Source organism: Clostridium sp. SY8519, from assembly GCF_000270305.1.
Taxonomy (GTDB): Bacteria; Bacillota; Clostridia; order Lachnospirales; family Lachnospiraceae; genus SY8519.
The window spans coordinates 1,407,505-1,420,996 of the sequence record NC_015737.1 but is presented as its reverse complement, the minus strand read 5'-3'; the positions used below and the strand labels follow the sequence as shown (position 1 = coordinate 1,420,996).

The window sequence follows — 13,492 nt, the reverse complement described above, 5'->3', positions numbered from 1 at the left end:
AACAGGTGCCGGTACGGTAACCATACCATTTTCAGATACTATCCTATATGTCATACCACTGATTTTTGAAAAAAGCAACACACAAAAAGCACTGTTCCGTGAATGTTCACAGAACAGTGCAGAGTACAGCGCAAAGGCGCGGTTCCTATACCTCAAAAAGCAGATCCCCGTACGAAGGCATCGGCCAGATATCCTTTTTGATGATCCGTTCCACCTGATCGATGGGCGCCCGCAGTTCTTCCATGGCGGACACCACAAAGTCGTGATAGAACACCGCCTGTTTCCTGCCTTCTTTCATCTCCGCTCCTTCGGCAGTCACACGCTGCAGACTGGTCAGGGCAGTCTTGGCGCGGATGAGGCAGTCGGTGATCTCCTTAAGGAGAATCTCCTGGACACTGGTGTCAATGGCGATGGGCTTCAGATTGGCCACAGAGTTTCCCAGATCAGTCGTGGCCTGGATCATCGCCGGAATCAGCTGTTTTCCGGTAATATTAATCATGGCCCTTGCCTCGATATTGATCGCCTTGGCATACGCCTCGTAGCTGACTTCCTCTCTGGACTTCAGTTCGGTGCGGGTCAGGACATGGAATTTCTCAAACAGAGCCACTGCCTTCTCTGAGGTCAGCGCCGGGATCGCGTCTACCATGGAGGTAATATTCGGCAGTCCCCTGCGCTCTGCTTCCTCCACCCATTCTTCCGAGTAGCCGTTTCCGTTGAAAATAATTCTCTGATGAGCCGTCGCCTGCTGCTGAATCAGGCTGCGGACCGCTTCGTCAAAATTATCCGCTTTTTCCAGAATATCACAGGCTTCGCTGAAGGCTTCCGCGGCAATCGTATTCAGCACCACGTTCGGGGAAGACACGGAATCCTTGGAGCCCACCATACGGAATTCGAATTTGTTTCCGGTAAAAGCGAAGGGTGAGGTCCGGTTCCGGTCTGTGGCGTCCTTCAGGAAATCCGGGAGGGACTTGACGCCGGTCTTAAGCCGCTGTCCCCGCAGGGAGTGGGTGGCCGATCCGTCGGAAACCAGCTGATCGATCACATCTTCCAGCTGTTCGCCCAGATACATGGATACAATGGCCGGCGGCGCCTCGTTGCCGCCCAGGCGGAAATCATTGCCCACATCGGAAGCGGACTCCCTTAGCAGATCCGCGTGGCGGTCCACTGCTTTCATGATACAGGTAAGGATCAGTAAAAACTGCACATTCTCATGGGGTGTTTTGCCCGGATCCAGCAGATTGATTCCGTCATCCGTCGTCAGGGACCAGTTGTTATGTTTTCCGGATCCGTTGACCCCGGCAAAAGGCTTTTCACTTAACAGGCAGTGCAGGCCGTGGCGGTCTGCCACCTTTTTCAGCACTTCCATGGTCAGCTGGTTGTGGTCCACCGCCAGGTTGCAGGTTTCATAGATGGGCGCGATCTCATGCTGGGACGGCGCCACTTCATTGTGCTGGGTCTTGGCCGGGATGCCCAGCTTCCAGAGCTGCTCATTGACATCCTTCATAAAGGCCGCCACTCTGGGCCGGATGCTGCCGAAGTAGTGGTCATCCAGCTCCTGGCCTTTCGGCGGCATTGCGCCGAACAGGGTTCTGCCGGTATACACCAGATCTTTCCGTTTTAAATATTTCTCTTTGTCCACCAGGAAATATTCCTGTTCGATGCCTACGGAAGGCGTAACTTTTCTGGAGGTGGTGTTGCCGAAGAGACGGATCAGGCGCAGGGACTGTTCGTTGATGGCTTCCATGGACCGCAGCAGGGGGGTCTTCTGATCCAGCGCCTCGCCGGTGTAGGAACAGAACGCTGTCGGGATACAGAGGGTCGCGCCCGCGGCATCATGGCGGACAAAGGCATAGGACGTGCAGTCCCAGGCCGTATAGCCCCGGGCTTCAAACGTGGCCCGCAGACCGCCGGAAGGGAACGAAGACGCGTCCGGTTCTCCCTTGATCAGCTCCTTGCCGGAAAAATTCATCAGCACTTTTCCATGGGCGTCCGGCGCGGACACAAAGGAATCGTGTTTTTCCGCTGTCACACCGGTCAGGGGCTGGAACCAGTGGGTGTAATGGGTCGCTCCCTGTTCAATGGCCCATTCCTTCATTTCATGGGCAATGATATCCGCCGTCTCGATATCCAGTTCGCCGCCATTGTCCATGATTTCCTTCAGGCGCTGGTAAATCTTCTTCGGCAGCCGCTTCTGCATCTCTGTGTCATTAAAGACATTCTGACCGAAAATATCTGTTACGTTGTAAGTTTCACTCATTCTCCTGTTCCTTCCTCTGCTGAAGACTCTCCCGTCAGTACTTCCTGCGCGGGACTTGCCACAATGCGCACCGCCTGCTTCTGGCAGTGAATTGCTACATATTTGTGATTGCCGCCGAATTCTCCATCCAGCGTCCAGGGCACGTAATCATCGCTCCGAATCGTCAGGTGTGCCGCCTTACACGATACAATATACTGGGACCGCTTGTCAAAAGGAAGAAGAAGGGTCGCCAGAATATCGTTCAGCTGCAGCGGATTCTGGGGCATGCGGATCAGCGTCACCTCAAACAGTCCGTCATCCAGGCGGATATCCGTGCCTGTCATGCCTTTCATGCCTCCCACCGAAACGGAATTGCTCACCATGCCGTAGACAAAGTCATCCTCGATCTGCTCTCCGTTGATCTCCGCCTGCAAGTGATAAGACGGAATATCATACAGCCGTTTGGCGCCTTCCAGCAGGTAGGCCCCGTGTCCCAGCACATTTTTCAGATTCTGGTTGGTCTGGTAGGACACATCCGAAAACAGCCCGAAAGCCGCCACATATACAAAATGATCGCCGTTAAACGCCCCCACATCACAGGGATAGGCGCGTCCGGTCACCGCCAGTTCCGCGGCTTTCAGCATATTTTTCGGTATATTCAGAGACTGGGCGTAATCGTTGGTGCTGCCGGCGGGTATGTAGCCAATGGGGATATTTACTTTACTGTTCATCATGCCGGTCACGCACTCATCCAGTGTCCCGTCCCCGCCGCTGCATACCAGCAGGTCATAGTCCGGCGCTGTTTCCGGCACCCGCCGCAGCGCGTCCCCGACACACTGGGTGGGATATACCGTCACCTCGTAATCTGCCTTTACGAAAGTGTCGATAATATCATAAAGATAGTTCCGGATCAGGCCTTTGCCTGATTTCGGATTATACATAAATATCAGCTTCTTTTTACTCATTCCCCGTTCCTCTGTCACGGATTTTTTCCGCGATTTCTGAAAGTTTGCGCAGTCTGTGGTTGACCCCGGATTTTCCCACCGGGGGATCCAGGCAGCTGCCCAGCTCCTGGATGGACACATCCGGATATTCCAGCCGGGCCAGGGCGGTGTCCCGCAACGTCTGGGGCAGATCCGCAAAGGCGCCCGCCCGCTGGATCAGATGAATATCTTCCACCTGCTTCGCCGCAGCCCGGACCATTTTGCTGATATTGGCCGAATCACAGTTGGACTGACGGTTCGCGGAATTGCGCATCTCCTTGATGATCCGGATATTTTCCATCTGCATCAGCGACTGGAAGGCGCCCATTACGTTCAGGGCGTCCACAATGGTCTCACTGTCCTTAATATACAGAATCCAGCGGGTTTTGCGGCTGGTGATGCCTGCTTCCATGGAAAATCTGCGAAACAGTTCCGCCAGATATTCCGCGTCTTCCCTGCTGCGGCAGATGATTTCAAAATGATAGGATTTTCCCGGGTCACTGACAGATCCGGCCGCCAGGAAGGCGCCGCGGATAAATGCCCGGCAGCAGCACTCCCTGCTTTTGATGCGGTTTTTCCACAGGGACGGCCGATGGATCTGCGTTCCCTGAAGCAGGGCCTGCAGATCCGCTTCGGAAGACACGAAGATTTCGTAGTGTCTGGTACGCCCCTGCCTGCGGATCTCCAGATCCACAGGGATCTCAAACAGGGCGCGGAGCAGCCGCAGGACCTTTTTCGCGATGCCCGCATGTTCCGTGCGGATGCGGATGTATGCCTCGCCGGGCTCCAGGCAGACGTTTCCCAGGTAATGCATCAGGGCCGTAAGCTCTGCCATCCGGCAGTGGTCCTGCCCCGGAATATCCCTGGTCAGCTCATCCTTGATATCCGTTGAAAATGACATAGACCTATCTCCCTGGACTGTGATTGTCCCTGCGCGCCAGATCCCGGTGACTGACATGGATGCCGTAATTCCGGCCGTTCTGCAGCCGTTCGCAGATTTCGTTGGCAATGGTCACCGACCGGTGTCTGCCGCCGGTGCAGCCCACGCTGATGACCAGCCGGTTTTTGCCTTCCGCGATATACTGGGGGATCAGGAACCGGAGCAGGTCTTCCAGTTTGTCCGCAAACTCCGTGGATACAGGGCTGTTCATGACATAGTCCCTGACTGCCCGGTCATTGCCGGTCAGATGCCGGAGGCTCTCCTCATAAAACGGATTGGGCAGGAAACGCACATCAAACACCAGGTCCGAATCCGCGGGAAGCCCGTATTTAAAGCCAAAGGAAAGGACGGTAATCATGAGGTTCTTGAATTCCATATCTTTCACAAAGATATTTTCCAGCTCGGCCCGCAGATCCTTGTTCAGCAGATCGCTGGTGTCGATCATGTAGTCCGCCTTCTGCTTGAGAAAATCCATCAGCTGGTGCTCCCGGGCGATTCCGTCCTCTATCCTGCCCTGTCCGGCCAGGGGATGGGCCCTTCTGCTCTCCTTGTACCGCTTGATGATGACTTCATCCCTGGCATCCAGAAACACCATCCGCAGCAAAATGCCCTGGTCCCGCAGCTTCTGCATGGTACAGTCCAGCGCGTGGATGGATTTGCCGCTGCGCACATCCACCCCGAAGGCCACCTTCTGATAGGGGGTACTCTCGCTGTCCGCGATTTCCACAAATTTTTCCATCAGGGCCACCGGCAGATTGTCCACGCAGAAGTAGCCGATATCTTCCATGATCTTTAATGCTGTTGTTTTGCCTCCGCCGGACATGCCGGTCAGGATCACATACTCCATACTTTCTTCCTGTTCTGTTCAGATCTTTTCGATATTTCTCAGAATTTTCCCAAAAAGCGGACTTCCGTCTCCAGTGCGACGCCAAACTTCTGCTGTACGTTCTGCTGCACATCCCGGATCAGCTGACGGATCTGAGCGGAAGTGGCATCCCCCCGGTTAATCACAAATCCGCAGTGCTTCTCCGATACCTGGGCGCCGCCGACGGTATAGCCCCGCAGGCCCGCGTCCTGGATCAGCTTGCCCGCGAAATAGCCTTCCGGCCGTTTGAAGGTACTTCCGGCGCTGGGGTATTCCAGGGGCTGCTTGCTGACCCGCTGTTCCTTCAGTTCGTCCATTCTGGCGCGGATCTGCGCCGGATCCGCCGGCGTCAGGGCCAGCACCGCGGACAGTACGATCAGATTCCTCTCCGGAATATTGCTGTGCCGGTAGGACAGATCCAGTTCCGCGGCGTCCATCTCGATCCGGTCGCCTTCCCGGGTCAGCACTTCCACCCGGCGCAGCACATCCTTCATCTCTCCGCCGTAGGCGCCTGCGTTCATCACCACGGCGCCGCCGATGCTTCCCGGGATGCCGGATTCGCACTCGAATCCGCTCAGGCCTGCCTCCAGGGCCCGCATGGCCGCTGCCGACATCAGCGCGCCGGCTTCCACATGCATCTCCCGGCCGCGGATGGTGATTCCGGCCATTTCCCTGCCGATCTCAATCACCACCCCGTCAATGCCGCCGTCACCCACCAGCAGGTTGCTGCCATTGCCGATCACGGTATACGGAATCTGATTCTGGTTCAGGCACCGGATCAGGCCGCTCATCTGCTCCCGTCCGGGCGTCACCAGGCACTCTGCCGGGCCCCCGGTGCGGAAGGTGGTGTGCCGGCTCATGGGCTCCCCGGGATAGATCTGGTCTTCCCGAAGAACCGTCTTTAAACAATCTATGGTGTTCATGGTCTTTCTCCCTGTATTATTCTGCGTGCCGCAGGAACGCAAGGTAACACTGTTTTGCCTCATAGAGATCCGCCTTGCTGATAATCTCCCATGGCGCGTGCATATTCAGCACGGCCACGCCGCTGTCAATCACGCGCATGCCGTAGTTGCCCAGAATATAGGCAATGGTGCCGCCGCCGCCCTGGTCCACTTTGCCCAGCTCCGAGGTCTGGAAGGAAACATCCCCATCGTCCATGATCTTCCGGATCTGTGCCATATATTCCGCGCTGGCGTCATTGGAGCCGGATTTTCCGCGGGCGCCGGTATATTTGTTAAATACCACGCCCCGTCCGAAATAAGCGGCGTTCTTCTTTTCGCTGACTTCCGCGTAATTCGGGTCAAAGGCCGCGCTGACATCCGATGACAGCGCCCGGGAGCGCGCCAGGGCTCTCCGCACTTTCAGATCGCTGTATTCCCCGGAAGCGGCAACCAGCTCTGCTACGGTATTCTCAAAGAAACGGGACTGCATGCCTGTGGCTCCCACGCTTCCGATCTCCTCTTTATCCACCAGGATGCAGGCGCCGGTATATTCCGGTATCTCCGTAACTTCCAGCATAGCCGCGAAGGAAGGGTAGGCGCATACCCGGTCATCATGGCCGTAGCCCATGATCATGCTGCGGTCAAACCCGTAATCCCGCGCGGGGCCGGCCGGTACCACCTCCAGCTCCGCGGAAAGGAAATCCTCCTCTTCGATGCCGTAGCTGTCCTTCAGAATCCGGAGCACCGTCTCTTTCACCTTGTTCTCCTTTGCGCCGGCCTGGGGCATGCTGCCCACCAGCACATCCAGTTTCTCGCCTTCCACACCGGCTGCCAGCGTCTTTTTCATCTGATCCCCCGCCAGGTGAATCAGCAGGTCGGAAACGCCGAAGACCGGGTCTCCGTGATGGTCGCCGATATTGACACTGATCTGCGTGCCGTCTTTCTTTACGACAACCCCGTGCAGGGCCAGCGGAAGCGTCACCCACTGGTACTTCTTGATGCCGCCGTAGTAATGGGTATCCAGGAGCACCAGGTCCGTGTCCTCATACAGCGGATTCTGCTTCACATCCAGACGGGGCGAGTCAATATGGGCGCCCAGAATATTCATGCCTGCTTCCAGCGGTTTCTGTCCGATGATAAAAAACGCGATGTTTTTTCCGCCGTTATCCGCGTATACCCGGTCTCCCGGCTGCAGTGTCCGGCCGGAAGCCGCCACATCCTCCAGATTCCTATATCCGGCTTTCTCCGCCTCGGCGCGCAGCTGCGCGGTGCATTCCCGCTCGGTCTTGCAGGAGGAGAGGAATTTCCGGTATTTTTCCGCGAAATCAAATACTTCCTGTTTCTGTGTTTCGTCATATTTTTCCCATGCATTTGGTCGTGTCATGATTCCTGATTTCCTTTCTTCAGATTGTCCGATACTCTGCGGTACAGCTCCTGCGCCGCATTGTATCCCATTTTCTTCTGGCGGTGGTTCACCGCTGCCGTCTCGCAGATGACTGCGAGGTTCCGTCCGGGACGGATGGGGATCGCGTAGCAGATCACCTTTGCCCCAAGGATATCCGTATATTCCTCTTCCAGGCCGAGGCGGTCATATTCCCGCTCTTTGTCCCATTCTTCCAGTTTGATCACCATATCGATATTCTGTGTCTCTTTGACGCATTCCACGCCAAAAAGGGTCTTGACGTCCACGATGCCGATGCCCCGCAGCTCAATGAAATACCGTGTGATATCCGGGGAAGATCCCACCAGCGTATCATCGCTGATCCGGCGGATTTCCACCACGTCATCCGATACCAGCCGGTGTCCCCGGCGGATCAGTTCCAGCGCGGCCTCGCTCTTGCCGATGCCGCTTTCCCCCATAATCAGCACGCCTTCGCCGTATACGTCCACCAGTACGCCGTGAATGGAAATGCACGGCGCCAGCTCCGCGCTCAGAAACGCGATGGTAGCCGCCAGCTGGCTGGAGGTTTCCCGGGTCGTGCCCAGTACGGATACCTGGTATTTGGCCGCGGTTTTTAAAAATGTCACATCCGGCTCAAATCCCCGGCAGAAAATCACACAGGGGACCCCGTCCCCCAGCAGATGGTCGTAGATGTCCTTCCGCTTGTCCTCCGGTATGCGCTCCAGGTAAGAGCACTCCACTTTGCCGAGAATCTGCACCCGGTCCTCGGCAAAATGCTCAAAATAGCCGGTCAGTTCCAGGCCGGGCCGGTTTACCTCCCGGGTGGTGATCATATTGCGGGTCATGTCCACACAGGGGGAAAAGGTCTTCAGTTTCAGTGCTTCCGCCAGTTTTGCTACGCTTACACCTTCCATATCTGTTCTCCGTTCTGCCCGGTTCCGGGCCGTATTCTCCGTCTGTTCTCCGCCTATTCTCCTATGGCTCCGGCTTTGGCTGCCGGTTTTCCTTCGCGCGGAAAAACGCGTACACCGACTGCGCCGCCTTCTGATTCATGGACGGGGTCTGTGCCAGTTCTTCCACCGATGCCTGCCGGATGGCCTCCACAGAGGCAAACCGCCGCATCAGCGCTTTCCGCCTGCCGGGTCCGATGTCCGGAATGTCATCCAGGATGGAGTGAATCTGCTTTCCCGCCCGCAGCGACCGGTGGTATTCGATGGCAAACCGATGGGCCTCGTCCTGCATCCGGGTGATCAGGCGAAATCCCTCGCTGCTTTTGTCGGGAGTGATTTCACGGTTATTATAATACAATCCGCGGGTCCTGTGGTAGTCATCTTTTACCATCCCGCAGACCGGAATGCGGAGTCCCAGGCTTTCCAGCACTTCCAGGGCCACATTTACCTGCCCTTTGCCGCCGTCCATCAGAATCAGGTCCGGAAAACGGCTGAAGCGTCCCACTTCTTCCGCGTTTCCCTGCACCCGCTGCTCCTTCTGCTCCCGCAGGCCGTGGGAAAACCGGCGGGACAGCACTTCCCGCATGGACGCATAGTCATCCGGTCCTGTCACGGTGCGGATCCGGAATTTCCGGTATTCGCTGCGCCGCGGCCGGCCTTCCTCATAGACCACCATGGATCCCACGGACTCGCAGCCGCTGGTATTGGAGATATCATAAGCCTCCATCCGGCTGATTCCGGGCAGGTCCAGCCATTGGCCCACCTCTTTTACCGCTCCGATGGTCCGCCGTTCTTCCCGCTTGATCTTTTCCTTGTCCCGGGTAAGCACCAGACGGGCATTGGAAGCCGCCAGCTCCACCAGCTTCTCCCGGGCGCCCTTTTTCGGCACCCGCAGGTGTACGGCGCTGCCCAGCTTTTCCGACAGCCAGTGTTCCACCACCGGCTGATCCTCCACCGGGGCCTGCAGCAGAATCTCCTTGGGGATATAAGGCGTCCCGGCATAATACTGCCGGATAAAGGCCGAAAGCACCGCGGATTTGTCATCTTCGTTTCCCAGGGTCACATGAAAATGCTCCCGGCCGATCAGCCGGCCGCCCCGCACAAAGAACACCTGCACCACTGCGTCCTGGCTGTCTTTGGCCACTGCCACGATATCCCGGTCTTCTCCGTCGGTGCTGGTGATCTTCTGTTTCTGGGCGACTGCCCGGACACTGGCCGTCAGGTCCCGCAGTTCCGCGGCTTTTTCGAAGTCCAGCGCTTCTGCCGCTTCCTGCATCTGCGCTTCCAGCTTCTGAATCACCGGCTGATAGCTGCCGCCCAGTAAGGCCAGGGCCTGGTCCACCCGTTTCCGGTATTCCTCCGGAGTGATCAGCCCCTGACAGGGCGCCGAGCACTGATGGATATGATAATTCAGGCAGGCCCGCTCCTTTCCCTCATCTCTGGGCAGCACACGGCTGCAGGTGCGGATCCGGTAGAGCCGGCAGAGCAGCTCGATGGTGTCCCGCACGGCGCCGGCGCTGGTATAGGGGCCGAAATAGCGGGACTTGTCCTTTTTCATCTGCCTGGAAAGCAGAATCCTCGGATAAGTCTCGCCCAGCGTCACTTTCACGTAAGGATAGGTCTTGTCATCCTTCAGCATGGTGTTGTACTTCGGCCGGTGTTCCTTGATCAGATTGTTTTCCAGTACCAGCGCTTCCAGCTCCGAGTCCGTCACAATGTATTCAAACCGCCGGACATGGGGCATCATTTTCGCGATCTTCGGACGGGAGTCTCCGCCGCTCCGGAAATACTGGCGCACCCGCCGCTTCAGATTCACCGCCTTGCCGATATAAATGATGGCATCCCGCTCATCATGCATCAGGTAGACCCCCGGCTCATCCGGCAGTTTTTTCAGTTCTTCCGAAAAATCAAAATATTCGCTCACCGTTTCTCCCTGTTTCTGTACCGCGGGCGTCCGCGGATCCCGGAAACAAACTGTCCAGGCTTCCGCCTGCGCGGAACCCTGGACAGCTGCTTTCTGTACCTCTGCCGGGTGACGACACCGCACTCTGCCGGTACTTCCGATCTCAATTATTCTTCGAACGCCTCATCCGGAGCCGTCGGCTCTCCTTCCGGTATCGACAGAGCGTCCGGTTCCGGAATCACTTCTCCGGAAGCATCCACTACGTTCTCTTCCGCCGCTTTCATTTCTTTGAAAATATCCATAAATTCCTTGCCGGTGATGGTTTCATGTTCATACAGATATTTTGCGATCCGTTCCAGAATCTCGTAATTATCCGACAGCATCTGCTTCGCGGTGTCGTATGCCTTCTTTAACATATCTTTCACCACTTCGTCCACCTTGGCAATGGTATCGTCGCCGCAGGTCTGCACCGCGCGGCCGTCCAGGTATTTGCTTTCCACGGATTCCAGTCCCATCATGCCGAACTGGTCCGACATGCCAAGCTGTGTCACCATGGCCCGGGCAATCCGGGTGGCCATCTCAATGTCATTGGCCGCTCCCGTGGTCACGGAATCAGAGGTCAGCTCCTCCGCGGCGCGTCCCGCCATATAAGTCACCAGACGGGCTTCCAGCTCTGCCTTGGTTTCCAGGAATTTCTCCTCTTCCGGCATCTGCAGCGTATAACCCAGGGAACCCATGGTACGGGGCACAATGGTGATCTTCTGCACCGGTTCCGCGTCTTTCTGGAGGGCGGTAACCAGCGCGTGTCCCACTTCGTGATATGCCACCAGCATTTTTTCCTTAGGACCCATGATCCGGTCTTTCTTTTCCTTGCCGGCAATGACAACTTCCACGGATTCAAAGAGGTCGTCCTGGTTGATCGCCGTTCTGCCGTGTTTTACCGCGTTGATGGCTGCTTCGTTGATCATATTGGCCAGATCCGATCCCACGCATCCGGCAGTCGCCAATCCGATGGCGTCAAAATCCACGGTTTCATCCATGCGCACATGTCTGGCGTGTACTTTCAGAATGGCCACCCGGCCTTTCAGATCCGGCTTGTCCACGATAATCCGCCGGTCAAACCGTCCGGGACGCAGCAGGGCCTTGTCCAGGATCTCCGGCCGGTTGGTCGCGCCCAGGATCAGCACGCCCTTGGAGGAATCAAAACCGTCCATTTCCGCCAGCAGCTGATTCAGCGTCTGTTCCCGCTCATCATTCCCGGCGAACTGTGTGTCACGGCTCTTGCCGATGGCGTCAATCTCGTCAATGAAGATAATGCAGGGGGCTGCTTTCTGGGCTTCCTTAAACAGGTCCCGGACTCTGGAAGCGCCGACGCCTACAAACATCTCCACGAAATCCGAACCGGCCAGGGAGAAAAAGGGCACCCTGGCTTCTCCGGCCACTGCCTTTGCCAGGAGTGTCTTGCCGGTACCGGGAGGGCCCACCAGAAGGGCGCCTTTCGGCAGTTTCGCGCCGATTTCCTGATACTTCTGAGGATTGTGCAGGAAATCCACCACTTCCTGCAGGGATTCCTTCGCCTCATCCTCGCCGGCCACATCCGCAAAGGTGACACCGGTGGACTGCTCCATATACACCTTGGCGTTGCTCTTTCCGACTCCCATGATGCCGCCGCTGCCGCCGCCCATGCGGCGCATGGCGAATCCGATGAGAAGCCATACCACTACCAGCGGCAGGATGAAGCTGAATACCATGCTCAGCACACTGTCCATCATGCTGCTGTTTTTGCCTTTGTAGTCCACATCGTGGGCATCCAGGAAGGCGTAGAGGTTCTCGTCTCCCAGATTTACGGTGTAATAGGTGGTCTTGATCAGTCCTTTGTTTTCTGATTTCTTCGGTGTGATCTCCAGCTCCCGGGTGGTGATTACCACGCTTTCCACCTTGTCCTCCTTCACCATCTGCTTGAAGTCGGAATAGGAAATATTCTTGCTGGAGTAATTGTTGATCCGGTTGGTAATGGTGGACATCACGAATAATACCACCAGCGCCGCCAGAATAAACCAGAGTATGGTCTGACCGTTTTTGTTGTTATTATTATTTGATCCGTTATTGCTGTTCCCGTTGTTCAACGGTCCTCGTTCATTCATATGAAATAATGTCCTTCTCGCTGTATTCTTCTGTATCGGAACGCTGCCCCGGCCTGTCCGGCCAGCATTCCATATTATTCTACAATAAATGTAACAAGAAATCTATGAAATAATTATGAAACCTGATGCCTGCAGCTTCCGCAGATCCCGCGCCCCGCTACAGTCCCGCCGCCATAATCAGGGGCACCGTCCCCAGCGAACACAGGGTGGTCATGAAAATCGCCCGGCCGGCGCCTTCGGTGTCGCCGTGGTACTGCTCGGCCAGCATGGACTGGGCGGCGGAAGCCGGAAGCGCCGCGGACAGTAAAATCGTGCTGTACATGACGTGATTCATGGAAATCGGAAGTGCTTTCAGCACCGCGATCGTAAGAAGAGGCACCGCCAGCAGGCGGAGGGCCGTGATCACATAGGTGTCCCGGCTGGTAAATACCTCCCGGAAGGGCTGACGGGACAGGGATAATCCCACCACCAGCATGGACAGCCCGCTGGTAATATTGCCCAGATAATTCAGCAGCTGGCCGGCCGCGTCCGGCACCGGAATGCGAAGCAGGCAGAACAGGAATCCCGCGATTACCGACAGATTGATATTATTGAAAATGATCTGCCGCAGCCCCAGGTGAACTTTTTCCCCGGAACCCACGGTCATCAGATGTGTCCCCGCGGAAAAAATCAGAAAATTGGAAGTAACATTCGCCAGGGCCATCAGAATCAGGCCCTGATTGCCGAAAATCGCGTAAGCCAGGGGAAGTCCCATAAAGCCGTTGTTGGAAAACATGCAGTTGTAAATCCATGTTCCCCTGCTTTCGGCCGGCACGCGCAGCGCCTTAACCACGGCAAGGCCAAAAAGAAAAGCCGCCCCGTGGAACACTGCCATATCCAGCATAATCCAGAGGCTGCTTTTTACCGCTGCCGGCGTCTGGCTGATAATCGCCAGAAAGACCGTCACCGGCATCGTCACATTCAGAATCAAAGAGGAAAAATCGGGCGCGCTCTCCTTGCGCACAACCCCTCGCTTTCCTGTAAAATAACCGATAAAAACCAGAACGAACAATACCATTACGCTCGTTACGATTACTGTCATTGTCTCTCCCCTGCTGCCCTTTCCGGCAGCCGTCTCCATCTCTGCAA

General features: G+C 56.4%; 10 protein-coding genes. All 10 read right to left on the bottom strand.

What is annotated here, in order from left to right:
* Positions 1–145: 145 nt before the first annotated feature.
* The 10 genes from CXIVA_RS06735 to CXIVA_RS06690 all read right to left on the bottom strand — a co-directional run bounded on the left by CXIVA_RS06735 (position 146) and on the right by CXIVA_RS06690 (position 13,445).
* On the bottom strand, positions 146–2,257 hold the full coding sequence (locus tag CXIVA_RS06735) for a glutamine synthetase III (protein WP_013977254.1): 2,112 nt from the start codon (positions 2,255–2,257) through the stop codon (positions 146–148).
* A complete protein-coding gene (locus CXIVA_RS06730) occupies positions 2,254–3,201 on the bottom strand; it encodes a diacylglycerol kinase family protein (RefSeq protein ID WP_050979226.1) in 948 nt (315 codons plus the stop codon). The genes CXIVA_RS06735 and CXIVA_RS06730 overlap by 4 nt, the downstream gene beginning before the upstream one ends.
* Positions 3,194–4,120, bottom strand: coding sequence for a DNA-binding protein WhiA (whiA, locus tag CXIVA_RS06725; protein WP_013977252.1), 927 nt, complete (start codon positions 4,118–4,120; stop codon positions 3,194–3,196). The genes CXIVA_RS06730 and whiA overlap by 8 nt, the downstream gene beginning before the upstream one ends.
* A gap of 4 nt (positions 4,121–4,124) precedes the next feature.
* Entirely contained in the window at positions 4,125–5,006 is an 882-nt protein-coding gene (gene rapZ, locus CXIVA_RS06720) for an RNase adapter RapZ (protein ID WP_013977251.1), read from the bottom strand.
* Positions 5,007–5,044: 38 nt separating this feature from the next.
* Positions 5,045–5,947, bottom strand: coding sequence for a UDP-N-acetylmuramate dehydrogenase (gene murB / locus CXIVA_RS06715; RefSeq protein ID WP_013977250.1), 903 nt, complete (start codon positions 5,945–5,947; stop codon positions 5,045–5,047).
* Positions 5,948–5,963: 16 nt separating this feature from the next.
* Positions 5,964–7,349 (bottom strand): aminopeptidase, encoded by a 1,386-nt coding sequence (locus CXIVA_RS06710; RefSeq protein WP_013977249.1) that lies wholly within the window; start codon positions 7,347–7,349, stop codon positions 5,964–5,966.
* Positions 7,346–8,281, bottom strand: a complete 936-nt coding sequence (gene hprK / locus CXIVA_RS06705) for an HPr(Ser) kinase/phosphatase (protein ID WP_013977248.1) — start codon at positions 8,279–8,281, stop codon at positions 7,346–7,348. The genes CXIVA_RS06710 and hprK overlap by 4 nt, the downstream gene beginning before the upstream one ends.
* Before the next feature lie 61 nt (positions 8,282–8,342).
* Positions 8,343–10,241, bottom strand: coding sequence for an excinuclease ABC subunit UvrC (gene uvrC / locus CXIVA_RS06700; protein WP_013977247.1), 1,899 nt, complete (start codon positions 10,239–10,241; stop codon positions 8,343–8,345).
* Positions 10,242–10,387: 146 nt separating this feature from the next.
* Complete coding sequence (ftsH, locus tag CXIVA_RS06695; RefSeq protein WP_013977246.1) at positions 10,388–12,364, bottom strand: ATP-dependent zinc metalloprotease FtsH; 1,977 nt, start codon at positions 12,362–12,364, stop codon at positions 10,388–10,390.
* 157 nt (positions 12,365–12,521) lie between these two features.
* Entirely contained in the window at positions 12,522–13,445 is a 924-nt protein-coding gene (locus CXIVA_RS06690) for an AEC family transporter (RefSeq protein WP_013977245.1), read from the bottom strand.
* Positions 13,446–13,492 lie beyond the last annotated feature (47 nt).

Bases quoted from the DNA above. Each gene is read 5' to 3' on its own strand.
- murB (WP_013977250.1), bottom strand. From the start codon at position 5,947: ATGAACACCATAGATTGTTTAAAGACGGTTCTTCGGGAAGACCAGATC.
- ftsH (WP_013977246.1), bottom strand. From the start codon at position 12,364: ATGAATGAACGAGGACCGTTGAACAACGGGAACAGCAATAACGGATCA.
- CXIVA_RS06735 (WP_013977254.1), bottom strand. From the start codon at position 2,257: ATGAGTGAAACTTACAACGTAACAGATATTTTCGGTCAGAATGTCTTT.
- hprK (WP_013977248.1), bottom strand. From the start codon at position 8,281: ATGGAAGGTGTAAGCGTAGCAAAACTGGCGGAAGCACTGAAACTGAAG.
- whiA (WP_013977252.1), bottom strand. From the start codon at position 4,120: ATGTCATTTTCAACGGATATCAAGGATGAGCTGACCAGGGATATTCCG.
- CXIVA_RS06730 (WP_050979226.1), bottom strand. From the start codon at position 3,201: ATGAGTAAAAAGAAGCTGATATTTATGTATAATCCGAAATCAGGCAAA.
- rapZ (WP_013977251.1), bottom strand. From the start codon at position 5,006: ATGGAGTATGTGATCCTGACCGGCATGTCCGGCGGAGGCAAAACAACA.
- CXIVA_RS06710 (WP_013977249.1), bottom strand. From the start codon at position 7,349: ATGACACGACCAAATGCATGGGAAAAATATGACGAAACACAGAAACAG.
- CXIVA_RS06690 (WP_013977245.1), bottom strand. From the start codon at position 13,445: ATGACAGTAATCGTAACGAGCGTAATGGTATTGTTCGTTCTGGTTTTT.